Origin of the sequence: Bdellovibrio sp. HCB337, assembly GCF_047302465.1 — a bacterium.
Taxonomy (GTDB): domain Bacteria; phylum Bdellovibrionota; class Bdellovibrionia; order Bdellovibrionales; family Bdellovibrionaceae; genus JACMRP01.
Genome location: NZ_CP178621.1, coordinates 105,910 through 130,952, shown reverse-complemented (window position 1 = coordinate 130,952; position 25,043 = coordinate 105,910). Strand labels below are relative to the sequence as shown.

General features: G+C 44.2%; 29 protein-coding genes. 17 read left to right on the top strand and 12 right to left on the bottom strand.

The features are described 5' to 3' along the window. Window positions 1–7: 7 nt before the first annotated feature. From ACLWBB_RS00680 to ACLWBB_RS00670, 3 genes are read right to left on the bottom strand one after another with little or no spacing between them, the layout of a single operon-like run. The gene (locus tag ACLWBB_RS00680; RefSeq protein ID WP_413289614.1) at window positions 8–421 is read right to left on the bottom strand and encodes an SHOCT-like domain-containing protein; all 414 of its coding nucleotides are present in this window, start codon (window positions 419–421) and stop codon (window positions 8–10) included. An 18-nt stretch (window positions 422–439) separates the two neighbouring features. Then, complete coding sequence (locus ACLWBB_RS00675; protein ID WP_413289613.1) at window positions 440–718, bottom strand: hypothetical protein; 279 nt, start codon at window positions 716–718, stop codon at window positions 440–442. Then, on the bottom strand, window positions 715–1,086 hold the full coding sequence (locus tag ACLWBB_RS00670) for a DUF2089 domain-containing protein (RefSeq protein ID WP_413289612.1): 372 nt from the start codon (window positions 1,084–1,086) through the stop codon (window positions 715–717). Before ACLWBB_RS00670 ends, ACLWBB_RS00675 begins: the two co-directional genes overlap by 4 nt. Before the next feature lie 255 nt (window positions 1,087–1,341). Here ACLWBB_RS00670 and ACLWBB_RS00665 point away from each other — a divergent pair, with 255 nt between their 5' ends. After that, window positions 1,342–1,611 carry a hypothetical protein gene (locus tag ACLWBB_RS00665; RefSeq protein ID WP_413289611.1) on the top strand — a complete coding sequence of 90 codons (270 nt, stop codon included), beginning with the start codon at window positions 1,342–1,344 and terminating at the stop codon, window positions 1,609–1,611. 60 nt (window positions 1,612–1,671) lie between these two features. On the opposite strand, the gene ACLWBB_RS00660 is transcribed toward ACLWBB_RS00665, so the two are convergent. The 6 genes from ACLWBB_RS00660 to ACLWBB_RS00635 form a co-directional block, all read right to left on the bottom strand. Next, complete coding sequence (locus ACLWBB_RS00660; RefSeq protein WP_413289610.1) at window positions 1,672–3,324, bottom strand: methyl-accepting chemotaxis protein; 1,653 nt, start codon at window positions 3,322–3,324, stop codon at window positions 1,672–1,674. A gap of 175 nt (window positions 3,325–3,499) precedes the next feature. Then, on the bottom strand, window positions 3,500–4,579 hold the full coding sequence (mltG, locus tag ACLWBB_RS00655; protein ID WP_413289609.1) for an endolytic transglycosylase MltG: 1,080 nt from the start codon (window positions 4,577–4,579) through the stop codon (window positions 3,500–3,502). After that, window positions 4,576–6,081, bottom strand: coding sequence for a succinylglutamate-semialdehyde dehydrogenase (locus ACLWBB_RS00650; RefSeq protein ID WP_413289608.1), 1,506 nt, complete (start codon window positions 6,079–6,081; stop codon window positions 4,576–4,578). The genes mltG and ACLWBB_RS00650 overlap by 4 nt, the downstream gene beginning before the upstream one ends. A 3-nt stretch (window positions 6,082–6,084) precedes the next feature. Next, the gene (locus tag ACLWBB_RS00645; protein ID WP_413289607.1) at window positions 6,085–7,122 is read right to left on the bottom strand and encodes an arginine N-succinyltransferase; all 1,038 of its coding nucleotides are present in this window, start codon (window positions 7,120–7,122) and stop codon (window positions 6,085–6,087) included. Continuing rightward, window positions 7,119–8,465: a M20 family metallopeptidase gene (locus ACLWBB_RS00640; protein WP_413289606.1), complete on the bottom strand. Its 1,347-nt coding sequence runs from the start codon at window positions 8,463–8,465 to the stop codon at window positions 7,119–7,121. The genes ACLWBB_RS00645 and ACLWBB_RS00640 overlap by 4 nt, the downstream gene beginning before the upstream one ends. Continuing rightward, entirely contained in the window at window positions 8,466–9,842 is a 1,377-nt protein-coding gene (locus ACLWBB_RS00635) for an aminotransferase class III-fold pyridoxal phosphate-dependent enzyme (RefSeq protein WP_413289605.1), read from the bottom strand. Between the two features lie 58 nt (window positions 9,843–9,900). Between ACLWBB_RS00635 and ACLWBB_RS00630 the strand changes: the two genes are divergently transcribed. The 16 genes from ACLWBB_RS00630 (at window position 9,901) to ACLWBB_RS00555 (ending at window position 23,052) form a co-directional block, all read left to right on the top strand. Then, window positions 9,901–10,827, top strand: a complete 927-nt coding sequence (locus tag ACLWBB_RS00630; protein WP_413289604.1) for a hypothetical protein — start codon at window positions 9,901–9,903, stop codon at window positions 10,825–10,827. Window positions 10,828–10,861: 34 nt separating this feature from the next. Further along, on the top strand, window positions 10,862–11,602 hold the full coding sequence (locus ACLWBB_RS00625) for an outer membrane protein assembly factor BamD (protein ID WP_413289603.1): 741 nt from the start codon (window positions 10,862–10,864) through the stop codon (window positions 11,600–11,602). Then, a complete protein-coding gene (locus ACLWBB_RS00620; RefSeq protein WP_413289602.1) occupies window positions 11,599–12,321 on the top strand; it encodes a tetratricopeptide repeat protein in 723 nt (240 codons plus the stop codon). Before ACLWBB_RS00625 ends, ACLWBB_RS00620 begins: the two co-directional genes overlap by 4 nt. Window positions 12,322–12,332: 11 nt before the next feature. Next, window positions 12,333–12,851 (top strand): hypoxanthine phosphoribosyltransferase, encoded by a 519-nt coding sequence (gene hpt / locus ACLWBB_RS00615; RefSeq protein WP_413289601.1) that lies wholly within the window; start codon window positions 12,333–12,335, stop codon window positions 12,849–12,851. Between the two features lie 295 nt (window positions 12,852–13,146). After that, complete coding sequence (locus tag ACLWBB_RS00610) at window positions 13,147–13,335, top strand: Flp1 family type IVb pilin (RefSeq protein WP_413289600.1); 189 nt, start codon at window positions 13,147–13,149, stop codon at window positions 13,333–13,335. A gap of 18 nt (window positions 13,336–13,353) precedes the next feature. Further along, on the top strand, window positions 13,354–13,542 hold the full coding sequence (locus ACLWBB_RS00605) for a hypothetical protein (RefSeq protein WP_413289599.1): 189 nt from the start codon (window positions 13,354–13,356) through the stop codon (window positions 13,540–13,542). Between the two features lie 17 nt (window positions 13,543–13,559). After that, window positions 13,560–13,805, top strand: a complete 246-nt coding sequence (locus tag ACLWBB_RS00600; protein ID WP_413289598.1) for a hypothetical protein — start codon at window positions 13,560–13,562, stop codon at window positions 13,803–13,805. 7 nt (window positions 13,806–13,812) lie between these two features. Further along, window positions 13,813–14,460, top strand: a complete 648-nt coding sequence (locus ACLWBB_RS00595; RefSeq protein WP_413289597.1) for a hypothetical protein — start codon at window positions 13,813–13,815, stop codon at window positions 14,458–14,460. Next, window positions 14,454–14,948, top strand: coding sequence for a hypothetical protein (locus tag ACLWBB_RS00590; protein ID WP_413289596.1), 495 nt, complete (start codon window positions 14,454–14,456; stop codon window positions 14,946–14,948). Before ACLWBB_RS00595 ends, ACLWBB_RS00590 begins: the two co-directional genes overlap by 7 nt. A gap of 11 nt (window positions 14,949–14,959) precedes the next feature. Next, the gene (gene cpaB, locus ACLWBB_RS00585; protein WP_413289595.1) at window positions 14,960–15,853 is read left to right on the top strand and encodes a Flp pilus assembly protein CpaB; all 894 of its coding nucleotides are present in this window, start codon (window positions 14,960–14,962) and stop codon (window positions 15,851–15,853) included. Between the two features lie 28 nt (window positions 15,854–15,881). Next, the gene (locus ACLWBB_RS00580; protein WP_413289594.1) at window positions 15,882–17,381 is read left to right on the top strand and encodes a pilus assembly protein; all 1,500 of its coding nucleotides are present in this window, start codon (window positions 15,882–15,884) and stop codon (window positions 17,379–17,381) included. Between the two features lie 105 nt (window positions 17,382–17,486). Next, a complete protein-coding gene (locus ACLWBB_RS00575; protein WP_413289593.1) occupies window positions 17,487–19,700 on the top strand; it encodes an ATPase, T2SS/T4P/T4SS family in 2,214 nt (737 codons plus the stop codon). A 14-nt stretch (window positions 19,701–19,714) separates the two neighbouring features. Continuing rightward, entirely contained in the window at window positions 19,715–20,593 is an 879-nt protein-coding gene (locus ACLWBB_RS00570) for a type II secretion system F family protein (protein WP_413289592.1), read from the top strand. 29 nt (window positions 20,594–20,622) lie between these two features. After that, window positions 20,623–22,275, top strand: a complete 1,653-nt coding sequence (locus tag ACLWBB_RS00565) for a DUF6531 domain-containing protein (RefSeq protein WP_413289591.1) — start codon at window positions 20,623–20,625, stop codon at window positions 22,273–22,275. A 16-nt stretch (window positions 22,276–22,291) separates the two neighbouring features. Then, on the top strand, window positions 22,292–22,645 hold the full coding sequence (locus ACLWBB_RS00560) for a hypothetical protein (RefSeq protein WP_413289590.1): 354 nt from the start codon (window positions 22,292–22,294) through the stop codon (window positions 22,643–22,645). Between the two features lie 191 nt (window positions 22,646–22,836). Next, window positions 22,837–23,052, top strand: coding sequence for a hypothetical protein (locus tag ACLWBB_RS00555; protein WP_413289589.1), 216 nt, complete (start codon window positions 22,837–22,839; stop codon window positions 23,050–23,052). A gap of 67 nt (window positions 23,053–23,119) precedes the next feature. On the opposite strand, the gene ACLWBB_RS00550 is transcribed toward ACLWBB_RS00555, so the two are convergent. The 3 genes from ACLWBB_RS00550 to ACLWBB_RS00540 all read right to left on the bottom strand — a co-directional run bounded on the left by ACLWBB_RS00550 (window position 23,120) and on the right by ACLWBB_RS00540 (window position 25,032). Next, window positions 23,120–23,380, bottom strand: coding sequence for a hypothetical protein (locus ACLWBB_RS00550; protein WP_413289588.1), 261 nt, complete (start codon window positions 23,378–23,380; stop codon window positions 23,120–23,122). After that, window positions 23,377–23,760: a response regulator gene (locus ACLWBB_RS00545; protein ID WP_413289587.1), complete on the bottom strand. Its 384-nt coding sequence runs from the start codon at window positions 23,758–23,760 to the stop codon at window positions 23,377–23,379. The genes ACLWBB_RS00550 and ACLWBB_RS00545 overlap by 4 nt, the downstream gene beginning before the upstream one ends. Window positions 23,761–23,922: 162 nt before the next feature. Further along, on the bottom strand, window positions 23,923–25,032 hold the full coding sequence (locus tag ACLWBB_RS00540) for a hypothetical protein (protein ID WP_413289586.1): 1,110 nt from the start codon (window positions 25,030–25,032) through the stop codon (window positions 23,923–23,925). Window positions 25,033–25,043: the final 11 nt, after the last annotated feature.

Sequence of the window (25,043 nt, the reverse complement as noted above, 5' to 3'; positions counted from 1 at the left end):
GGAACTCCTATTCGCAGAAAATGCGAACTGTTTCCCCCTGTTTATCTTGGACATGAATATCCATTTCTGACAAGGCCTGAATCAGCTCTGTGAAGTCTGCATTCTTCATGGTTTTTAAATCCATTGGAAACCCGTTCTTTTCGAGCGCATCATTCACTTTGTCGTACGCCTTATCTGGCAAAAAGGCCGTAAATTTCAAACCCGCCTTCAAAAATTTGATCGGGATTTTGATATTCACTTTATCCCCATCCTCTGCTGTTGAATCGACACTAATGCGAAGGAATTTGATTTCTTTCTGTGTTCCGGTTTCTGTGGTGACCTGAGGATTTTCCCCAACTGCCGATAAAAGGGATTCGGCCTCTTGAACTGTGATTTTACCTTGGGCCAACATTTCTAAAATTTGTTTTTTCTCGTTAGACATAAAATTCTCCGTAAAAGTTTAAAAAATTCTTATTAAAACGCGATCATCTTTGGATTTTGTTTCGATGATAATTCCCTTTGAAGCACACCAAAGTTCGTAAAGTGCCACCCACAGTGAAAATGGTGTTCTTCCGCCACCAAACAGCCACAAAACAAGTCCCCCGACCAGCAAGAAAGGCAAAGCCAACAAAAACAGGGGCAACAAAAGCAAATAGATCAGAATGAGTGGAAACCACATGTTGAATTTCTTTTGACCCTTTTCATAGACCACAAGTCTCATCAGAGTTGGTGGGATCATACGTTCCTCAACATTTCTGCGGCCTCTTGGGCTGTGATTTCGCCACGGTTCAATCTTTCTAAGATGTCAGATTTTGAAGGTGCTGGGTTGATATCTACCAACTGCAGCTGCTCAGAAATTTTGTTTAAGCGTCCTTTGATGGTTGGGTAACTGACGCCAAAAATCTTTTCCATTTCTTTGATCGAGCCATGAGTGCTTACGAAGGCCATGATAAAAACTTGGTCCTCTAAAGTGAGTTTCGCCAATGCGGGTAATTCAAAAGAACCCTCAATTGCGATATCGCTTTCTGTGAGTCGAACTCGCTCTACAATCAGACTCTTGTTTTGAGTAAGATTTGTGAGCTCTTTCCAATCTTTCACTTTGCTCATATTTGTGGGTCCCAATCCTTAATAATCTTCATTCGAAACTTAATTTACTTAATAAATATGCCATATATACTTAATTATATCAATATTGATCTTAATATTATTAAGTTTTTACATGCCTAAAGTTAAGAAAATCAATTTTCAAGTAAAATCAACTACTTAAACAAAAAGAGGTTCCTCGCATTGCCTTTAGCCCGACCAAAGGACGGTCGAAAAGTAAAGGGAGAGCCCATTGTTGAACGTTGTTAGGAGTTCTTTATGCAGAAAATAGGGATGTGGATACTGCTCTTAATTGGCCTTACCGGCTGCTCGATTGAGGCAAGTCTTTTAGACCTTCGCCAAAATCACGGCTTACTTATTTTTCCGAAAGCTTCAGGGATTGTATCGGGGTCTACTCAAACAGGGACTGCCGGTACCTATACCGTCCAGAGCAGCGTCGGAAATTATCTGTCGGGCGTTGAACAACGCACGAGCGACAACACTTATAAAGTTTTTAGCTCGGTTCAAGGTGCGTTGGTTTCACAATAAAAAATTGGCGGGCCCTCTCCATATAAAGACCCGCCAACACGAGATATACTAATTCAGTTTTTAGAAGCCGGAAACGTCGCCCACTTTTCCACGTCCGTCGCTAGAATCATCTTCGTCAAACGGAATTACATCTTGAGCTGCCGTTTTCGCCTTTGACTCCGCCTTTGGTGTGAACTTCACAACTTGTGCTTTTGGTTTTACGTCTTTTGCAGGGGCTTTTGCATTTTTAGTCGCTGCTTTCACTGCATGTTCTACTTTTTCTACGCCGCCAAGAACAACTTCATTGAGCTTCTCAGTGAGCTGTTGCATTTGTGTGGCCTGAGAAGAAATTTCCTCCGCCGTAGAAGCGATTTCTTCAGAGGAAGCAGCATTGCTTTGTGCTCCTTGATCTAACTGATTCATCGCTTTGCTGATTTGCTGAATACCGCTTGTCTGTTCCGAAGAAGCCGATGCGATTTCATTTGCAAGATCAGATACCTTCTTCACAGAAGAAACGATTTCTTGCATCACAACGCCAGACTTGTCAGCCACGTCTGTGCCTTTTTCGATTTTCTCAACCGAGTCCTTAATAAGTGTTGTGATATCTTTCGCTGCATCCGCACTTTTTTGAGCGAGTGTACGAACGGCGTCGGCAACAACGGCAAAGCCCTTACCTTGTTCCCCGGCACGCGCAGCTTCTACCGCCGCATTCAAAGCCAGCAAGTTTGTTTGGAAAGCAATATCATCGATAACATGGATGATTTCTTCGATCTTTTTAGAGGCTTGAGAGATACCCTGCATTTGGCCCACCAAAGTTCGGATCTCGGTCTCGCCTTTTTCAGCTGCATTACGAGAAGTCTGCGCCAAAGCTGCCGCTTCACGAGCATGATCTGAATTCATTTGCACCATCGATGTCATCTCTTCTAGAGAAGCCACAGTCTCTTCCAATGAAGCCGCAGACTCTGTTGAAGACTCCGACAACGAGTGACCGGCCGCTGTCAATTGTTCGATAGCTTGAGTCACTTGGCCTGTTGAATCGGTCAACTTCGAAGCTACATCCCCCACAGAATTAGACACGCGGTAAGCGATCCACATCAAAATACCGAAAATTAAGAACATCGAGAAAAGACCCGTTAGAAGAGTCAGGTTTTTTGCAAAAGCACGAGTCTCTTCTTGGCCTTTATCATTCTTTTTTGAAGCTTCTTCATAAAGGTCTGTCACACCACGAGCAAATTCACGAAGACCCGTTTGGTAAGTGCGGAACTCACCTTTCGTCATTTCTTCTTTTACCCACTGTAAGGACTCAGTATCGCCCTTTTCAATCTTGGCAAACATTGACTCAGTAATTGCGAAAAACTTGTCTTTGTCTTTTTTAAACTTATTATAGATTTCTTCTTCACCCTCAGAAAAAGGTACTGATTCGTAAAGAACCAAACCCTCTTTGAGTTCTTTTAAAGAGTCTTTTCCTTTTTCTAAATATTCTTTTGAAAAATCTTTGTCGGTGGTCGCCATTCCGTAAGCGCCAAAAGTATAATAGAGTAGGTTCCCACGAGCTGCTCTAATATCTCCGATGACTGCCATATTAGGAATAACTCGCTCATAGGTATCATTTAATAGATCCCCAAGCTTTTGACCGACGTTAAGTGAGATTCCCATTAACATAGCCAGTGCAATCACTGGCAAACACGCGGCAACTAAAAGGCGCCCGCGAATGCCTTTAAACCATTGTTTCATAGATACGTTCTCCTTGCTGCCTTTCATTTCGAAAGAAAGCTCGGATTCCTAAAGTGAGCTGTTTCAAATTGTCCGAAATTTGATTGTTCCCTTTGCTCACTCAAGGATTTCAACAACTTCGATCAATGGTTTCTAAATAGAATTTTACTTGTTTGTTTGAATTTTAATTGGCTATTTATTTTTTGTTTACGGTGTTGCTCGTTTTGAGATCGCGCCAAGATTTACCTTCGCGCGCCTTAGAGTTCACTTGAAAGGTCTGAACAGCCTTATTGTGCTTGCTAAGATCGTCAGAGAAAACCGTCGTTCCATCATTACGGCTCACGAAGTAGAGATACTTCGAAGAAGCCGGTTTCAAGGTCGCCATCAAAGACTCACGCCCCGGATTTGAAATAGGTCCCGGAGGCAAAGCATTGATGACATATGTATTATAGCGAGTCGGTTTTAGAATATCGTCTTTACGAATATTGTCTGGCATGACCCCACTAAGGTCTGCCATCCCGTACAAAATCGTGGGATCAGTCTGAAGCTTCATCTTTTTAACAAGACGATTGTGAAAAACGGATGAAACTAGCGGACGATCCTCTTTTGCGCCAGTCTCCTTTTCTACGATACTAGCTAGAGTCACGATTTGATTGCGGCTCCAACCAGGTAAAGCGGCAGCCGCGCCAATGTCAGAATAGACGGCTAGAAATCTGCGAACCATCGACGCAATTAAATCTTTGGTGTTATCAAACTTTGTAATCATGTAGGTTTCTGGAAATAGATAACCTTCCAAACTGTCGACAGGCTCACCCAAAAGCTGTTGCGCAAATGTACGATCCTTTACAAGAGTCAAGAAATCCGCTTTTAAACCAAAACCCTGCTTCTCATACAAATCAGAGATCTCGTAAATATTTAAACCTTCCGCCACAGTGAACGGTTTTGAGACGCTCTTACCAGAAGTAATCACGCCAAGAACTTCACTAGGTTTCATGTCCGCGCGCAATGCATACTCGCCACGCTTCATATTGCCACGCTCGTTAAGCACGCGTGCATACATAGAAAAAGCGAAAGCGTTTTTCAGCAATCCTTTTTCTTCAAGATCTTTAGCCACTGCATTGAAACTTTGACCCGGTTTTACTTCATAAATCACTTCCGTGCTGTCGTTGCTTGGTGAGCTGCCTAAAAATGAATAGGCAATGTAACCCACACTCGCACCTGCTGCGACGAAAAGACTTAGAACCGCGATTAAAGTAATCAATGTGACTTTTTTCATAACGTGATTCCCGGAAGCATTTTGGTTTTATCAAACGGCGTAGGGTCCTCGAGGCTCGCTACAGGAACTGTGCAATATTGAATTGCATAGTCCGCTGACGGACGATCGTTTCCAGATTTTCCCATGCCACCAAACGGAAGACGAGAGCTTGCGCCGTTCGTAGTGCGGTTCCAGTTCAACAGACCCACACGAGCTCTGAGCAAAGCTTCTTCATACAAAGATTTATTTTTCGAGAAGAGCGCCATCACCAAGCCGTAGCCTGTTGAGTTCACAATATTTAGTGTCTCGTCAAAGTTAGAGCTCTTATAGATAGCGACGTTTGGACCAAAGATCTCGCTCTTTTGATAAACCGAGTTTGGATCAAACTTTGGCACCAAATGAATACTTGGAGTTACATAGTAACCCTTGTGTTTCAGATCCAGCGCTTTTCCGCGCATCATGGATTCGCAACCTTCACGGTTAGCAATCTCTTGGAAGCGAATGTACTTATCTACCGCACCCGCATTGATCAAAGAACCCATGAATGTATTTTCGCTCCAGTGGCCAATCGTCAATTTTTTTGCCGCTTGGTAGAACTTCTCTGTGAACTCATCCGCAATTTTGTCATGCAAGATAATACGGCTAGTTCCAGAGCAACGCTGACCTGTGCTCAGATAAGAGCCGATCAATGTTTCATAGATCGCCTTATCCATATCAGCATCGTCCCAAACCACAGTGGCGTTCTTACCGCCCATTTCAAGGGCAAGGATTTTCCAATAGTGGCTCATGGTTTCTTGCTTAATCTTAAGGCCCACATCGTAAGAACCTGTGAAGAGAACTCCATCCACATTTTCATTCGCGCTAAGACGTCTTCCAGATTCCCCGTCCCCTTGAACCAAGTTGAACACGCCCGGTGGGAACTCTGCTTTTTCAATCAATTGAGCCATGAACTGACCCACCGCTGGAGTTTGTTCAGAAGGCTTAAAGACAATCGTGTTTCCAGAAATCAAAGCTGGAACGATATGACCGTTTGGCAAATGCGCCGGGAAGTTAAACGGACCCAACACCGCCATCACACCACGAGCTCTATGACGAACAACACCTTCAACACCCGGAAGAGCATTTGGAATATGTGTTTCGTTAATCAGCTTTAAAGAGTTATTCAGAGTGATATCAATCTTATTACCAAGGTTTTTGGCCTCGGTCATGGAATCCCAAAGTGGTTTTCCAGTATCACGAGAAATTAACTGAGCCATTTGCTCAGTATGCGTGTCGAAAATTTCTTTCAAACGCAAAAGATATGTTTTTCTTTCGTCTAAAGTAAGACGTGCCCAACCTGGGAAAGCTTTTTTCGCCGCCAAACAGGCTTCATCAATATGATCGTATTTGAATTTCACTGTCATGATTTGATCGTTCAAATCCGCAGGGCTGATGTCTTTAAATTCGCCATCGCCTTTTTCTACCGGAACGAAACGACCCGCAATGAAGTCCCCTTGGTGTTTAATAGAAAAAATTTGCGTCATATCTTAGGTCTGTTCCTTTCTTTTCGAATAGCTAAACGGAGAAATAAATACTTCATCCCCAATCTCAACCTCGAGAGACTCGCGGATTTTTTTAGGGATTGCTACTTCGTCACCACGTAAATCATAAGAGGCCAAAGCAGCACGGAAAATTTCTCCGCCTGTACCGATCATACCTTGTTCTTTGTAAGTCGCATCCTTAAAATCTGCCAACTTTACCCGGCGTCCTAATTTAATTGGCAAAATATCTTCTGTGTTTGCGCCGTAGTGAGGTCCTCCATCAAAAGGATCCACTTCCTCAAGATATTCAAAACCAATACTTTCAAGCAAGTGCTGAGCAGGTTTAGTTGCTTCACCAACACGGCCCAACACCAAACGTGCTTTGCCATCTAGAAGCCCTAAATAAATATCATCTTTTGGAAACAAACTTTCGATGAACTCTTTATGGCTTTGGCTTAGAAGATCTGCTTCCTGATAAGGAAGACCCGTGAATCGACGGCCCAAAGCTTCCCAGAACTCGCTACGTCCTTCATCGGTGAGTGGCGGAGTCAGTTCGCAAAGAACGCGGCCTTCAAATCGATCGGGATGAAGAGCCATATAAAGGAATCTTGCAAGACTGATTTGTTTACCAAGTTTTTCAGGCCGACGGCGATATGTTTTATCCACCAAAAGACCACCGATCTCGGTCGGTCCGTCAGTATCCAATTGAAAACGTAGAACTTGGTGAATGAAGCCCACTCCCAAATCTTGGCTGAACATATCGCGCTTTAAAATTTTAAAGAAACAATGTGGAACATCTTCAGAGCCATGCTTTGCAATTACTAATGAGCTGCCGACGATCGTCTTTTCTTCGATGTCTTCGAGCACAAAAAGATACTCTGCCTGGTCCTTCGGAAGTTTTCCGGCAAAAGATTGTTCGCTACGGTCAATCTTTTGGCTGAGAACTTTACGATCCCCGGGCAGATTCAAGAGTGAAAACTGTTTGGCTAGATCCACTAGCTGAGCCAAGTCCTCGTGACGGACAGCTCTGACCACAAAACTCATAAACAAAACCTTTCAATCACACGTTTGTAAAACTCTACGGCCTTGTGGAGGTCTTCAACGGCCACATGCTCTGAAGGTGTGTGAACATTCCCTTCACGCTTCCCCGGTCCGAAACACAAGCAATCTATTCCAGTTCTGGAAAAGATGCTTGCCTCGTTCGTGGAAGGCTGCGTGGTAAGTTCTTCCGACAAACCCATTGCTCTGAGTTCGTCGCGACAGCCTTTCACCAAAATAGAAGTTTCGTTTGTACGGAAAGGCTTCTTGTAATCTGTCACTCGGAACTGAGACCCGTTTTCTTCGCAGACTTTTCTTAAATATTCCATCCAAGATTCATACGTTTCATTGGAAATGATCGGAGGAATACGGCAAGACCCGGCAATAAGCACGTGATCTTCGTAAGTTCTGATCAAGCCAATGTTCAAAGTGGGCTCAGACGGAAAAAAATCTTTATCAACAAATTTGGCGAATTCTTTTTCTAAGCTTTTCGCCGCCTCATAAACTTTGACGACTTTGGAAACAATCGGTCTTGAAGAGTTCGGAACGATATCGATTTCCAAAAGTGCGTGACTAGGAACCGAATTATGATTCACGCCACCGTCAATTTCCATCAACGCGACCGAATCCGGCAGCTGCTGAAGGTATTCGAGCATCTTTGCAATCGCGCTTTCCCCCAAATGAGGAGTTGAAGAATGCGCGGCTTTTCCGATGAAAAGCTTACTTTGCGTCGATGTACTTTCTTTTAGGTTATGTTCTTGGCGATAAGCAATTTCTTCTGGCGAGAACGGGATTCGCACTTCGACAGAAGCATAACCTTTTGCTGCGCTTATCATTTTCAAATCGCTAGGCTCGCCAATCAAAGCCATCTTTGCAGCGATTTTATTTTTTCGAATCAATCTGAGTGCGCCTTGCATTCCAAGCTCTTCGCCATAAGTTCCCACCAAAACCGGTGGAAGCTTCCAGTTGCGTGGACCTTCGAATGAAGCAAGCGCTTCGAGCTTACACAAAAAATCTAATTTTACGTCGGCAGCGCCAAGTCCATAAATTTTACCGTCAATAATGGTCGCATCAAACGGATTGCACTCTGTAAATGTCCAAAGCGGAAAGGGTCCCGGCTCTACCGTGTCTAAATGCGTTTGCATCAAGAACTCGATAGAAGGCCGTTCTGCTTGAGGTCGCGCAATCACGTTCACATGCTCGATATCGCCGATGAAGTCTTTCTGAACCTCTACATGCAGACCGCGCTCTTGACAGAGCTTAGCCGCATACTCTGCAACTTCTTTGTTGCCGTGAGTGGGTGTGCTGTCGATCGAGATGAATTTCCGGCAAGCTTCGATAAAATCCAATTACACCCCTTCAAGAATTGTTTTCTCGACAATCTTGATCGCCAAATCGATTTCTTCGTCCTGAATAATTGCAGGCACCAAAAAACGAACGCGTACAGGATCTTTACCGCAAGTGAAACCGACCAAACCGTTATTGAAAAGTTTTTTGGTCAAAGCATCCACTTGTTCTTTTTTACCATCAAACGGAGTGAAAGCGATCATCAAACCCATACCGCCTGCATCCTGAACTTTTCCCTTACAAGTTGTTTCATTCAGTTCGTTTAACTTTGACATGAAACGCTTGTGGATTTGCATAATGCGGCCGTTAGGACCCAAGAAACCTTCTTGAAGCATTTCAAGGATTTCCAAACCAACACTGAGTGAAGTCGAAGATCCCGAGAACGTTCCCGCGATCAAACCTGGTTTTGGATTGTATTCTTCTGTGTAAAGAGTCGCGCCCACCTGAGCTGTTTTTGCAAGCGTGCAGATGTCGATGTATTGGCCAAGGCCCAAGGTTTCAAAAGCAAAAAGTTCACCTGTGCGAGTGAACGTTTGCACTTCATCCGCCCAAATCGCGATGCCTTTTTCTTTACAGAATTCAAGCATTGGAACAAAGAACTCCCGCGGAGCTGCTTGATAGCCGCCCTCGCCAAGCATCGGCTCAAAAGCAAACGCAGAGATATTTTTCTCGTTCTTCGCAACATGGTCTTTGATAGCATTCAAAGCTTTTTCGCCGCTTTTTGGGTCGCGTTTATCAAAGAAAGGAACGCGCAAAACTTCATTGTAAGTCGGCAGACCCACTTTATACGCAGGATTGTCAGTAACCTCTGCCATCATTGTGGAACGACCCGCAAAAGCATTTGCGAAGCTCATTACAAAACGAGCCGGGCTGTTTTTCTGACGAGAAATCTTTAAAGCATTTTCATTTGCCATTGTTCCGCAAGTAGAAAGCCACGCGTACTTCAAACGGCTATTTTTGCCAGCAAGCTTCACAAGTTTTTCTGTGAACTGCTGATATTCTTTGTTTGGTTGCAAATTCCCTTGCGTTACGATGTCAGAAAGTGCGCCGCGAACTGCCGCTTGCATAATGCGTGGATTTCCATGGCCCATCAAATGAATGCCGATACCGTTGATTAGATCTAATTTGATACTGCCATCTTCAAGTTCTACGAAAGGACCACGACCTGCGCCGGTCCCGACATAAGGATAGTGCAACGGACGACCGCGGAATTGTCCTGCTCTATCAACCCAAGTTTTCCCCGCATCGACAAAGTTTGGTTGTGGGGCTTGCACTGTTTTTACTTGGGAATTCAGGTTTGTGACTTCCTGAACAAGTTCTTTAATTAAATTTTGGACTTTAGTGGACTGATCAATTTGCTGGCCAATCAGAGAATTCATTTTATAACCTTCCATTGGTAATTGACTGATTTTTGCAGTTTAGTACAATTTCCAAACCATGTCTTCGTTATTAAAACTCATATTCGCATTCTTGGCTTTCATACCATCTGTTCACGCGGAAACACCAGCGACGACGCACGCATCTGGAGCGCCGACAACAACGCAATCCTCCGAAGATTCAAAGGCTGCCGAAAGCAAAACCGTTCCCTCTTTGCAAGACCAAAGCCCAGAGGTTAAACCTGCTAATAACGACAAACTTAGTTTTGAGGAGTATTTCAGCCGCGGCACGAAAAACTATCAGGAAAAGAAGTTTGAAGACGCCATTTTTAACTTTGAAAAAGCCCTAGACTTACATCCTGAGAGCTCCACCGTTATGACGGATTTGGGCCTTAGTTACTTTCAAACTCAAAAGAAGGGCCTGTCGATTGCCATGTTTCGACGCGCGCTCTTTGTGGACCCTTCGCAAAGTGTCGCAGAGGCCGCACTGACATTCGTTTTATCGCAATTAGAAGTAAAAGAAATTCCTCATCAAATCGAAACCTATGAGCGTTTGCGTTCTAGCATTTTGAACGCTGTTTCTCTGAACGGTTTTCACTTACTGAGTACTCTTTTGTTATTCTCAAGCGGCTTTTTGTGGCTGCAATATTTGGGACGCCGTCGCAAAGCTTTCGAAGCAGAAACAGCTCCACCGAGCACTCCGGTCATCGGTTTGTTGCTTTCGATCGGCTTGGCTCTTTCGATTTCCTTCACTCTTTTGAAAATTTATGACCTCAGCATCCCGCGCGCGACCGTTATTGCTGGAAAAGTTAGCGCCCTAACTGCTCCGGGAGAGGGCCAAAGTGGCCTGTTTGACCTCTACGAGGGTTTTGAGGTGATTGTCAGAAACGCTGCAAATGACTGGATTCAGGTCAGCTATCCCGGGGGACTTACCGGTTGGGTCAAAAAAGACAGCCTGATGAGCACTTCTGGCAAAAATGCCTTTTGACTAGACTAAGGGCCCTTATTAGACTCAAGGGCCTATGATGCAAAGGCTCAAATTTCTTCCACTTTTATTAGTTTTTTCAGGTCTCATTGCGTGCTCTTCCATGGACAAAAAAAGCGACACTCCTGAGGGTGCTTTTGCGTTGGCTGAAGAGTTTGATAAAGACGAACGTTATGAAGAAGCTCTTCGTCGTTACACTGAAGTAAAAAATAAATTTCCGTACAGCAACTTCGCAACAAAATCTGAACTTGCGATTGCTGATGTTTACTTCAAACAAGAGTCTTACCCAGAAGCTCAGGTTAGCTACCAAGCTTTCCGTGAACTTCACCCCAAACATCCGCAAGTCGATTACGTCATGTTCCGTGTTGGCATGAGCTACTACAACCAATTGCCATCCACCTTGGATCGCGATTTGACCGTAGCCCAGGATGTGATTTCAAGTTTTGATGAGTTCATTAAGCGCTTCCCAACTTCTCAGTACACAAAAGAGGCTGGCGAAAAACGCACCGAAACTTTGAAGATGCTTGCAGGTAAAGAAGAATACATTGCCGCATTTTATTTCAAACGCGAAATGTATGACAGTGCTCTTTCGCGCTATGAAACTTTGATTTCTACTTATCCAACACTTGGATTCGACGAGAAAGCCTTGTATGGCGCGACGATGTCCGCGAATAAAATCGGGGATTCTTTCAAGGCTCAAAAATACTTAAAAGAATTGATGGCTAAATTCCCGCAATCTTCGGAAGCTCAGCGCGCGCAAAAGGAAGTGAAGCTATGAAATCTTTGAATGACGATATGCTTTCTGAAGCTCGCGAGTATTTCATCGACGGCAATTACAAAATGGCCGAACCGATTTTGAGCCAAATGCTTTTGCAGAACACCCGCAATCCGGAAGTTTACCAGATGCTGGCGACCATTTATTATGACAAAGGTCAGTTCAGCAAAGCGATTAAGACTTTCAAACGTGCTTTGGAGATTGATCCTACTTACACGGATGCCAGCGTTGGTCTTTCAATCATTTTGAACGACCTTGGAAAATACGAAGAGGGCAAGCAAGTCTTTGTCGAAGCGCAAACGCAGCTCGAGAAAAAGACTGGCAAAAACGATCCTTTCATCGATGAAAAGCTGTCTTCTAAACATGAAGAGTTGGCAGACCTGTATTTCCAATACAAAAGATTCAACGAGGCTTTGGAGCAACTTCTGAAAGCTCAAAAGTTGTCCACACGCAAATCTGAAATCACTATGCGTATTGCCGAGGTCTATGTCCAATTGGGACAAACTGAACGCGCGGTCAAAGATCTTCGCGCCTTAATTCGTGAGTATCCACACTTTATTCCAGCCCGCCTAAAGCTCGGAGTTATTTATTACAACTCAAACAATATTGCTGAGGCGACGGAGCAGTGGGAGAATATCCTGATGCGCGATCCACAACACCCTGAGGCTTTACGCTATCTTAAGATGGCCCAAGCAGCTGGCATTACATCCATTGAACTGTAGAGGCATACAACATGCGACAAATTAAAGACGAAATGGTTCCTTTCCTAACCCGCGAAGAAATCAACGAACTTGTTGGGCAAATAGCTAAGCAAATCGAGTACGATTACGAAGGAAAAGAGATTGTCTTTGTTTGTCCTTTGCGTGGATCCGTTCACTTCACCGCAGATTTGATGAGACAAATCGACCTTCCACAACAAGTGGACTTCGTCTATGTCACCGCGGTTGAAAAAGGTGGCGCGATTAAGATCGTTAAGGACATCTCGGTGAATATTGCCGGAAAACACGTGATCATCGTTGAAGAGATCATCGATACAGGCCGTACACTTAGCTTCCTTCGCAACCGTTTGTTCGCATCGGCACCAGCTTCATTGAAAATCGTGACCTTGCTAGATAAACCAGCACGTCGCGAACTTCCAATCCGCGCAGATTACATCGGAAAAACTATCGATGACAGATATGTAGTGGGTTATGGAATGGACTCTGAAGAACTGGGTCGTAACTACCCAGATATTTACCATCTTAAGAACTAAGACGGTCTATTAACTAACGGCGACGTTTACCAAAAACAGAGCAACGACACAAACTACGTAAAGCACAACGAGCTGCTTGGGCATTTCTTTTCTTTCTCCTCTGGTCCAATCAATTGTTTAACTTACTTTAAGTGGGCAAAATTTTCCCGTCAATAAGTCCAAAACACAAGCGACTTAGGTCGGTAAACAAGTCCAACGTCTCATACTGAGACAATTCACTCATTTTTTAAAAAAATCAAGCCCCTCTTCAGAGATTCCCGAAATAAGCCGATAGTCATACTAAGGGGGAACAACTATGAAGTCGTTCAAATCTTTTTCTAGAAAGCTGATCAAAAACCAATCCGGCCAAGGAGCAACTGAGTATATCCTACTCTTAGTTGTAGTCGTTGCCCTAGTTGTGTTGTTCAAAGATAAAATCAAGACCGCAGTTGACGGAAAACTTGGTGAATTGAACCAAAGTATTCAGGGCTTTAACGGCAACTAATACCGTTGCGAGGGTCCGATGACCGTTGAATACATTCTTTTGCTATTCGCAGTGTTCTTTATAGGACTGAAATATTTTGCGGAGGCGCCGAAAGACGCCTTCAAAAAATCAGGCCCTGTATTAGCGTTGCGTGTAGAAAAGCAATTGATCACCGGTGATGGCTTCAAACCCAATAACGAAAGAAATGCCTGGGACGCTGAACCCTAATCTCAAGGAGGCCGAGTATGAATTTAAAAAATAATCGCGGCCAATTTGTAGTAGAAGCAGTTTTGCTGATGGTTTTATCCCTCGGTTTGCTCTCTCTTGGTCTTCGAACTTTGAGAGATGGCAATGTTCTTGGCAGTTTTATTTCCGGACCGTGGGAGCGAGTAGCTGGGATGATTGAAAGCGGAAGCTGGGAAGCCCCCGATGCGGCGGCAAAAAAGCATCCGAATCAGGTCGGCCGAAGCCTAAGTTTAGACCCCAAATAGGAAGACTATGAATTCAAGGAAAGGAAATCCAGCAGTTCTGCTAAAAGGTTCGCAAGGCTTTCTTGCGGCGGATTTTCTTTTTTCTATCGTCATTGCCTCTGGCCTTTGCGTCGTCTTTTTCTGCCTAGCATTTACACTTTCGATGGCTGAAGTTGGTCAATACATTGCCTATTCAGTCAGCCGTGCTCATGCAGCTGCACACAAAACGCAGGATGACCAAGAAAAGGCCGCTAAAGACAAATTTGCAAGTCTACAAAAAAACAAAGTTCTTCGCCCGCTTTTCAGTAATGGCTGGTTTGAAATCGGCAATTTAGAAATTCGTGGGGCCGGCGAAAGCGGAAAAAACTTCGCTGATCGCTATCCGAAAGAAGAAAATGGCGTCAAAGGGGTTCCTCAAGTGGGAATCCGTCTTAGTTTTGAAGCTAAGATGTTAGATCTGAAAATTCCTTTGTTAGGATCCACCGACCCGAATGCAGGTGGGTTTAAAGCTTTTCTTACTGGATTGATGATCCGTGAGCCAAGCTCCGAGGAATGTCGTAAGCAAATCAAAGAACAGCGCTACAAGGCCATTATGGGTCTTGATGAGCGGTTTAATAAAATCGCAGGCAATAACTCTGAGCAAGAGTATATACCGATGGAGGATAACGGATGTTAAAAGCCCGTTCCTCTAAATCACTTGTAAAAAATGAAAAAGGCATGGCGATCATGGAGCTTATTCCTATCATGATCATCATTATCCTGCTTTTTAATTTCTCGTTGGGATTTTTCGGCGCGATTCATACAGGCATTCTAAATTCGATGTCTGCTCGTAACTATGCGTTTGAAACTTTCCGTCATCGCTCGAACCTGATGTACCTTCGTACGAGCGTAGATGCTAACAGTAAAGTTTCTTACCAAACTCAAAATATGCGTATCCATGCGACAGTCAGTGATAAAATGAAAAGTGATGATCGCTTCGTAGCGACAGGCCGCCCGATTGATTTTTTGGCGCAGCTTGAAGCTACTGGATCAAGAGACATTCATAATACACAAGTTTACAGCGTGAAAGATGGGAAGAGATTCACCGATAACAGCGGGGTGAATCCACTGTGGGTGCGACCGCAGTATGGGATCTGTTTGAACGCGAAATGCGCGCCTAACTAAGGGGATCAGCTATGGGATCGAACGAGACAAGAAATTTATGGCTATCAATTGCCGCCGGCGCCTTTGCTGCTGTCTTGCTTTATAGCTGGTCACAAGAGAAGCGTTCTGAATATAACAAAAAATACGGATCCCTTAAAACTGTTGTTATCGCTAAAGAAGATATCGCAGAGATGCGCACAATTTACGATACGATGCTGACTACGATTGAGCGTCCGAGCGAGTTCGTAGATGCCGACGCTGTCTCAAATCCAGACGAAATCGTCGGAAACGTAGCTGCTGTGCCTATTAAGAAGGGCCAGATCCTCGTAAAAAACAGCCTATTGACTCCAGGACCGGATACAGGGATTTCATTGCAGATTGCTCCTAGCAAACGTGCGATTACCATTCCTGTCGACGAAGTTCGTGGTGTTGCCAAATTGATACGCCCAGGAGACCGTGTTGATATTTTAGCCGCTGTCGACACTGGGAAAGGAATTAACCAGAAGAGAGAAGTACAGACGCTCCTTCAGGATGTCGTAGTTTTAGCCGCTGGTGTAAATATAATGAACAACATCCCTCGCGTATTCGAGTTGGATTCTAGTGGTAAAAATTTAAGCCAAATTGCTCTCACAGGTGACACAAAATATAGTACAATTACTGTAGAGGCGACTCAGAAAGAAGCTCAGGACTTGGTCTACATTTTGTCGACTGCTCCGGGGAATATTTATCTGACTTTGAGGAATCCAAACGATCGCACTGTTCCTCCGCGACTTCCGACTTCAAGCGCGGATACAGTTTTGGGAAGACCAAGCGTTTCTATGGATACACCTGCGGTCCCGGTTGCACCGCCAGTGGTAATGCCACAGGCTCCTGCGCCAAGAGCTGCACCAGTCGCACCGAGAAGAAACGGATTTAAGACTCTATAAGTTCGTTTCGGGCAATCAGGGGGGATGTATGAAGCTCAAAATCTTGTTATCGCTGTTCCTTACATTTTCACTTCAATTTGCTTTCGCTCAAGACGAGGAGCAAATCGAGGAACAAAAGTTCCGTTCACGCACTTTTGTCAATTTGACTTTGGGTATTGAGCAGGATGAAAAACTTCCTCCGATCCCAGATGATGTAGAATTCAAAGGCGACTTCCGTCGCATCGTCACTGCAGAACATTCTAAAGAACTCAACGTCCTTCGCTTCAAACCAAAGGGCGAAGGTTTTGCAACTATGACCATTCACGATAAAAAGACTGGTAAAGTGGTTGCAGAATTTCGCATCGACGTTAAAAAGAGCAAACTCGACAAAGTCGTAAAAGAAATCCGCGCTCTTCTTGGTGATATTGAAGGTATCACTATTAAAGTTGTGAACAACAAGGTTGTGGTCGACGGGCAAATTCTTTTGCCGCGTGACTTAAGCCGTATCTTCAACGTTGTAAACCAATTCGGTGATCAAGCATCGTCTTTGGTGACTTTAAGTCCTTTAGCTCAAAAGAAAATCGCAGAGTTTATCTCTCGTGATATCAACAATCCAGAAATCGAAGTCCGTGCAGTGAATGACAAGTTCATCTTGCAGGGTCTTGCGAACAACGATGACGAGCGCGCACGCGCAGAGATCATCGCTAAGACTTATGTTCCTGACATCGTGGTTGAAGCCGCAGAGGAAAAAGGTCTGATCAAACGCCGTAAGCCTGCAAATGACGGTGTTATCAACTTGATCACAGTGAAAGAGCAAGCTCCGGCTCCTCCTTCAAAAATGATCCAGTTGGTTGTTCACTATGTAGAATTAAATAAAGACTATTCAAAAGCCTTCAAATTCCAATTCACTCCGCAATTGGATGATGGTTCTCAGTTACAATTCCAATCAAGTTCAAATTCTCCGGGTGGTGTAGTTAGCTCTATCACTGGGGTTGTTTCAAACTTGTTGCCTCGATTGAACTGGGCAAAAGAACACGGCCATGCGCGTATTCTTGAAAGTACTAGTTTGATTATTCAAGATGGTAAAAAAGGTGAAATCAAGCAACTTACTAATATGCCTTACTCTGTGATCGGTAAAGACGGTCAACCAGGGACTGCATTTGCAGAAGTAGGTATCAAGTCTGCTGTGACGCCAGTTATCTTGGGTGAAAAATCAGGAAGCGTGCACATGGATATGGAATTTGCGCTTAGCAACCTTTTGGGTTCTGGCCAAAATGGCGCTCCGATCACAAGCTCTAACACGATCCAATCTACGATCGTAGTGCGTGATCGCCAAAGTGCCGCTGTGGGTGGTTTGATTCGTAATGCTTCTTCGACTGGTTACAACCGTATGCCGAGTGACGTGAAAAATCCACTTATCACTCTGTATGCTTCGAAGAACTTCCAACGAAATCAAAGTCAGTTCGTTGTCTTCGTGACTCCGGTCATTAAGACCTCTGCTAGTGCGGGCGCTGAGCAAATCAAAAAGAAGTTCAGACTTCGCGATTAAAGTCTAGGCCAGCCAGAGAGCTGGCCTTTTTGTTTCCCTCATTCTGCTCCGAGATCTGGTCTTCTTAAAGCATGCTTTTCTTCCGATATGGAGTACGGAGGACTCTTGGCATTAAATCCGAATTGTAATCTTATCGTTGTTGTAGGTGGTAAAGGTGGCGTTGGAAAAAGTATTTTCGCCGCTAACTTCTCGCTTGCTTTGATGACAGAGCTCCGTACCCAAGTTCTTTTGATTGATGGCGACAGTAAAAGTGTCGGCGATCAAAACGTGATCATGGGTTTAAAACCAAACAAAACTCTGAAGGAACTTGCGACCATGACAAGTTCCGTAAATGCGCAAAATATGAATTCTCTTTTAACCATGCATCCAAGTGGCCTTGCTTACTTGGGCGCCGTGCGTGGCCCTGAAGAGACTCTAAATATTTCGCCAGACTTGGTTTTAAAACAGCTCGAGTTCTTTAGCCGTCAGTTTAAGTTCATTGTTATCGACATCGGCAATGATTTAGGCCCACTGCAAATGGCCGTTCTTCAAGAAGCAACTGCCATTATGATCGTAACGACACCTGAAGTTCTTGTTGTGACTCAAACTTTGCGTCTGATAAACGAGCTTCTCTCGAACACGTTCCCTAAGGATATGTTCCAGCTTGTTATTAATAAAGCTTCACCAACAGGGCTTTCACCGCAGGCAATTGCGGGTCAGTTACAACTCGCGCCTCTTGGAATTATTCCACAGGATGAAGTCACAGCAATGGCTTCTATCCAAAAGTTTCAGCCCTTTGTGATTGGTCAGCCAAAGGCACCAATCACTTCTGCCTACTATGAAACCGTTCGTAAATTGAGTGGTGGCGTCTTACAAAGACTGAAATCTCTGGCGCGCCCAAAACCGGCTGCTCCAGCTGCTAGTGAATCTGCAAGTGGTGGATCTTCGTCATCAAGCTCTCATTCGGGCGTAGCTGATCCAAGAACTCAATTGAAACTTCGTATTCACTCTGAGTTGATTCGTACTGTGGATCTCAAGAAGCTCTTGCTAGACACTAAGGGCGACGAAAATAAAGAAAAAGAAGTTCGCGAAAAAACTCGTCGTGAAATCACATTGATTGCAGATCGTGAAGGACCTGATTTAGCTCGTGATGAGCGCTCTAAGATCATCAAAGAGGTTTTGGAAGAAGCTCTTGGTTTAGGTCCGCTTGAGGATCTTTTGGCAGACCCAAATGTTACAGAGATCATGGTGAATGGTCATAAAAAGATTTTCTTAGAGAAATCAGGCAAAGTGCAACTAAGTCCCGTGACATTTACATCCAATGATCACCTTCGTCGTATCATTGAGCGTATCGTGACACCGCTTGGTCGTCAGATCAATGAATCGACTCCGTATGTAGATGCCCGCTTGAAAGACGGAAGCCGTGTGAATGCCGTGATTGAACCACTGGCAATCGATGGCCCCGCTTTAACTATTCGTAAATTTAAAAAAGGCGGTATTACTCCGGAAAAATATGCGGAGTACGGAAGTATCACCAAGCCTATGATTGATTTCCTGCGTATCTGCGTGGAAAACGGTCTAAATGTTGTCATCAGTGGTGGTACCGGTTCCGGTAAAACATCGTTGTTAAATATGATGTCATCATTTATCCCGTCCAACGAACGTGTTATCACTGTCGAGGACGCGGCCGAATTGCAACTGCAACAGGAGCACGTTGTGCGCTTGGAAACCCGTCCGCCTTCAATGGAAGGATCCAACGCGATCACTATTCGAGATCTGATTAAAAATGCTCTGCGTATGCGTCCTGATCGCATCATCGTCGGTGAGTGCCGTGACGGCGCCGCCTTAGATATGCTTCAAGCTATGAACACCGGTCACGATGGTTCAATGACAACGACTCATGCGAACAGTCCACGTGAATGTCTCGCCCGTCTTGAAACTCTGTGTTTGATGTCAGGTATGGATTTGCCAATACGTGCGATCCGCGAGCAAATCGCGGGCGCCGTGAACTTGATTGTACAGATTTCTCGTTTATCAGATGGTAGTCGTAAAGTTCTTAGCATCACCGAAGTTTCCGGCTTACAAGGTGACGTAGTTACTTTGGCGGAAATCTTCCGTTTCAAAGAAACCGGCTATGATAAAAATCGTCGTATTCAAGGTTCTTTCCAATCTACAGGGGTTGTCCCCAGCTTTATCCAGAAGCTGAGTGACAAAGGTGTTGTGATTCCTCGTGAAATTTTCTCGAATGAGCCACGCCCTGCAAATGCACCAACAGAACAAAAACCTGTTCAAGGCCCGAAGATGGGTCCTTTGAATCCAATCATCAAGAAGACTAGCTAGGAAGGAGAACCACCATGCCCTCGTTTTTAATGAATGAATGGTTCATGATTCCAGCGGTCGCGGTCTGTGTGTTTCTATTTGTTTTTGCAAATGCAGAACGATCATTGAACTTCCTATATCGTCGCAGTCTTGGGCAACGCGAAGAGGTCATGAAGCTTTTGAAGCTTATGTCTGTCGAAGTGGATGAAAAACAGGTCACTTGGGCCATTCTTTTGATTAGCTTCGGGATGGGTGGTTTATTCTTCATCCTTTTTTGGCCAAGCATTTTCATGGGTCTTTTCTTTGGTGGAATCGTCACGATCGCAGGCTGGTCTATTCCGCTACTCGTTGTAAAGTATCTCTATGAAAAGCGCTGCACGCAGTTTGTGGATCAAATGGTGGATGGTCTAACGATTATGGCTAATGGTATTAAGAGTGGATCCAATTCCACACAGGCCATGGAGCGAGTTATCGATATCATGGGTAATCCTATCAGCCAGGAATTCCGCCAGGTCATCACTCAACATCAATTCGGTCAGAGCTTTGAAGAATCTCTCCTAGACCTTGGTGAGCGAATCCCTCGCCCAGACGTTCAGATGTTTGTTACAGCCATCAATATCTTAAAAGAGACCGGTGGTAACCTTGCGGAAACATTTGAAACCATCGTAACTACGATTCGTGAACGTCAAAAGGTCGAGAAAAAAATCCAAGCCCTCACCGCCCAAGGTCTAATGCAAGGAGCGATCGTCACAATGATCCCTTTCATTCTTGCGATTGTGTTTTTGATCATCGATCCGAACTTCGTTAAGCCAATGTTTAATACACCCCTAGGTCTAGTCCTTCTCTTAGGCATGCTGGGCCTGCAAATTATCGGTGGCGTCCTAATCAAAAAAATTGTTACAATCAAAGTGTAATTCTATTGTTCTTCAAGGATGAGGTTCAAATGATGAAAAGCGCACTTTCAGTGTTGCTGCTATTCGCAGCTTTTCAAGCGCATGCTCTCGTAGACATGAAAAACGCCAACTATTCCAACACCTGGATCGATATGGAAGTTCCAGGAAGTGGTTACGATCTTAAAATCGTTCGTACTTATAATAGTCGTTCCCTCTTTAACGGGATCTTCGGCTTCGGATGGTGTTCTGATTTCGAAACTTCTTTGGAAGTGAATGGTGAAGGTAACATCAAAGTGAAAGAGTGCGGGGGCGGTCTAGAAGTCACGTTCTCTCCACGCGAAGTCACTAGAAAAGATGTGGATAATACCGTTAGCTCGATCATCTCTAAGATGAAATCGGACAAAAAAGTCGGTCAAACAGAGGCTTTCTATAAAAATCTGCAAACTCAGCTAGTTGAAGACGACAACATGAGAGCAGACTATGCTCGTCAATATGGCGTCGTAGTTGCCGTTAAAGAAGGAACGAAGTTCTTTGCAAACGGACGCGAAGTTGAAAATATCGTTTTCACCAAAGCTTACTACACCCGTAACTTGGTAGATGGCAGTTCTCAACGTTTTAGTCTGCAAGGAAAGCTAACTCACATCTACGACAAAAATGGTAACTTCCTAAAGTTTGAGTACGAAAAAGATCAAATTCAAAGCATCACGGATAACAACAGCCGTCGCTTGACGTTCAAATACTTCCCAAATAAAAAAGTGAAGTCGGTCTCTGGTCCCAACGGATTGATGGCAGAATATCGTTTTGCCAATCTTGATGACCTTGCCTTGGTAAAGAATGCTTGGTTGAAGACTTATAACTATGAGTATGATGACCTTCACAACTTAACGAAGGCATCTTATCCAGACAAAACAACTATTGTTCTGAAATACGATAAGAAAAATGACTGGGTTACAAGCTTTACAGATCGTGAAAAGTGCCTTGAGGCCTACACATATGAAGTGGATTCAAAAGATCCAAAGAACCACTACTGGTCGAATGTAAAAAAGACGTGCGGTAAAGAGGTCGTTGCTGAAAACAAATACGAGTTCTGGCACAAACAACGTGCAGATGGTCAGTTCTATTTGCAACGCGTTCTTTCTACTACAAACGGCAGCACCAGCGACATCTCTTATCACGAAGTCTTTGGTAAACCGATGTCAATCCGTCGTAATAGTGAAAAGATCTCTTACGAGTATTACAATGACGGTCAGGTAAAAATTAAAGCAAGTCCTTCAGTCCGCATGGCTTTCGAATATGACTCTCAACAGAAAAAAGTAAGCCAGGTTACTAGCACTTTCTATAATGACAAAGGCAAGCAAACGGCTCAAAAGACGTCGCAGTTTAAATACGATGCCAAAGGTAACTTAACTTACGCACAGAACAGTGACGGTCAGAAGATCAACATGACCTATGATAATAAAGGTCGTATTGCGACGATCACCGATCATGCAAAGAAGGTTGTTAAAATTGAATACGAAGACCGCTTCGGCAAACCTTCGATCGTGACTCGCCCAGGGCTTGGCACTATTAAAGTGACATACAAATCTAGTGGTGAGATCAACAAGGTTGAAAGTAAAGAAGGACCTTCTGTGGCTATGCAGGTTGCAAGCACATTTAACAATCTCTTAGACGTAGTTGCACCAGCAACTTCGGACGTATTCTAAGGAAGGATTCTGTAATATGAGAAACTTACTTATCGCCCTTACAAGTTTTTTCGCGACAGTGCTGATCTTAACTCAGGTAGCGCTTGCTGATATCAATGTCCCATTGGATCCTTCACACACAACGGCTGCAACAAACCCGGATCCGAATCCATCTTCAGCGGATGAAAGCGGAAAAAATATTACCGGAAGTGTTGCTAACGCTGGTCACGATTGTATTAATGGCCAATGCTTTGGTAGAAACGTGCACGGCGACCTGGAGCGCGGTCACATGCCGAAATGTGCAGACGGCAACAAGGCATCTTGTGTTAAAGGCACAGGCGGCACCTCTTCTGGCTCTGGCAAATCGAATAGCAGCGAAGGTGCTCAATAGTCTCATTCTGAGACAAAGAGCCCTTTTTCGTTTCTCGCATGTCAATGTTCCGAACACCTTAGGAGAGGCACCCCCTCTCCTAAGTCATTTAAAAGACTAGAAAAATGCCCGCCTTCTCAAGCTGGTACACCTGGCATGGTCTTCGCTACGTATTTTCTTTGAGATGACTCTCTTATCTTGAGGAGGAGACTATGCGTATCTCTAAATTGGTGTTGAATTTTGCCTTGTTGACGGCAGTGACCTCTATTTCTGCAACTTCATCTGCATCGAGTACTTGCAACATGAGAAACGGATCTGGTCGTAATGCTCAGACTAATCCAAAAGTAGCAAGTGTAAGCAAATCTGTAACGAAGGTTCAGAAAGTTACGCCGGACACGTCGGTTAAAGGCCGTCGCGGTAAAAGATAGTTCTTACGAAAGTGTTTGAACGGATTAGAACACTGGTTTTCGAACTCGAAACCAGTGTTTTTATTTTTTAGCGACCTGTTTGCGCTTTAACGCCATCACGGAAACTTGCTGCTGTGTCTGTCGCGCCGCTTTTTACTGAATAGAATAAGTTCTTTAGAGCCAAAGCCCCGCCCGCAGCGACACTTTGAATATAGATAGATACCGAAGATCTTTGCAGCCAGTTCTGAGAGTAGGCTTCTATCGAAGCACTTCCTACTTTCACTTGCATGAACACAGTCAGAAGAACTGTTAAAACCAGACATTTGACGACGAATAAGATCTCACTCATTTTGCTTTCTCCGGTTTAAATTTGAAATGCTTCTCTACGACTTGTAAAAAGCCTTCTTTAGTAAAGGGTTTTACAACGTATTCGTTGCAGCCAATATCCTTAGCGTTATCAATAATATTGCGATCATCCAAAGTTGAGCAGGCGACAATGATCACCTCGTGAGTGATCTCACGAATTTTTCGCGCAAGCTCAATTCCATTTTCTTTCGGCATCACCATATCGAGAATTACAAGATCAGGCAGAGTTTTCTGGAAAAGACGAAAACCCTCTTCACCGTTCACGGCTGCGCCCACGCAAAGACCGCCAGAATCTTTAAGAATATTCTTAATCAACTCACTGACGAAGGGGGCATCATCGATAACGATATAGCGAAAGCTCATAAATCAATTATCGAAACTTCCGAAGGGATTGTCTAACAGGACTGGACCTTAGCGTAGTTGGAATCTATCTCAAAGGTTCAAAGCCAAGGCGAGAGGAGGAAGCTGTACATCTCGTACTGCGACGACGATCAACGCTGGATTTGAGCCTTTGAGATAGATTCTTTAGTTGCCCCAGCGATAACCTATCGAAAACAAATACATCGTATTTGTTACGCTGACGTTTGTAGGAGTAGCACCGGTTGCTGGATCTGCCACACCTGCTGTGCCATCAAAAAGATTCTTTTCTGACATTACAGAGCCTTCATAGAAAATTTGTGACTGTCTTGAAAGCTTGATTTCTGAACCTAACTGAACACCCAAACGCACATTCTCGGTATTGTTGCCCGAGTTTACTTCCACACCCGCTTTTGATTCTGAATGCTGAAGACGTGGATAGAAGCTACCACCTAAATACCAAGCCATATCTTTGCTGGTAGGTAAGCGCAAAATAACCTTAAGACCCGCACCCGAGCTTTTAAGTTTCGCACGTTGTAGGTCATCAGCGTTCACATTCATTTTGTAATCGCTGTATAGAACGTCAAATTCAAGTGACTTCGATAGTGGCGTAAATCCAAAAAACTGACGGAACTTCAAACCCAAATCCAAAAACTCATAACGAGCTGGCGATCGGGTGTTTGTCACGGCATCGCCACTAGTATCAGCACCTAGCGAAAACAAGAAGTTTCCACCAACACCGATAGCCGGTGTTAACCATACATTCGCACCCATCGTAATAGCGGTATAAACGCTGCGGTAATCTCTAAAGGAATAGTTTGAAGAAGACTCGTTATTTGCAAAACCCGGGGCGAAGCTAATATCCACTTTATTTTGGCGAGGATCTTCGTCATCAAATTGGTTTTCGTAAAAACCGATCACCTTTTCTGGGTCTGCCGTGAACAGGCTTTGCGCCTGCTGAGAAATACTAGGCTCTGGAGCCTCTGGTGTCTTTGGAGTTAGTTGCACATCGGGATCCAGCTTTGCAGGCATAGGAGGCCCTTGTGGAATTTCTGTTTTCGCACTGACTGGCACCTGGACATTCGTCGTAGGCACATCACTCGCCGGCAGACGCTTTTTCTTAGTCGTCGGCATTTTTGTTGGAGCTGAGGTTTCAGTTCCCACACTGGCCGCGTGAGTTCCTAGTAAAAGTTCATAAGAAGAATCCAACTGAGCATGGGATCTGCTTGAGTGAACCAATGTAACTGCAAGAGTGAGCGTTGCGAATACGAACTTCATACCAGATTTTT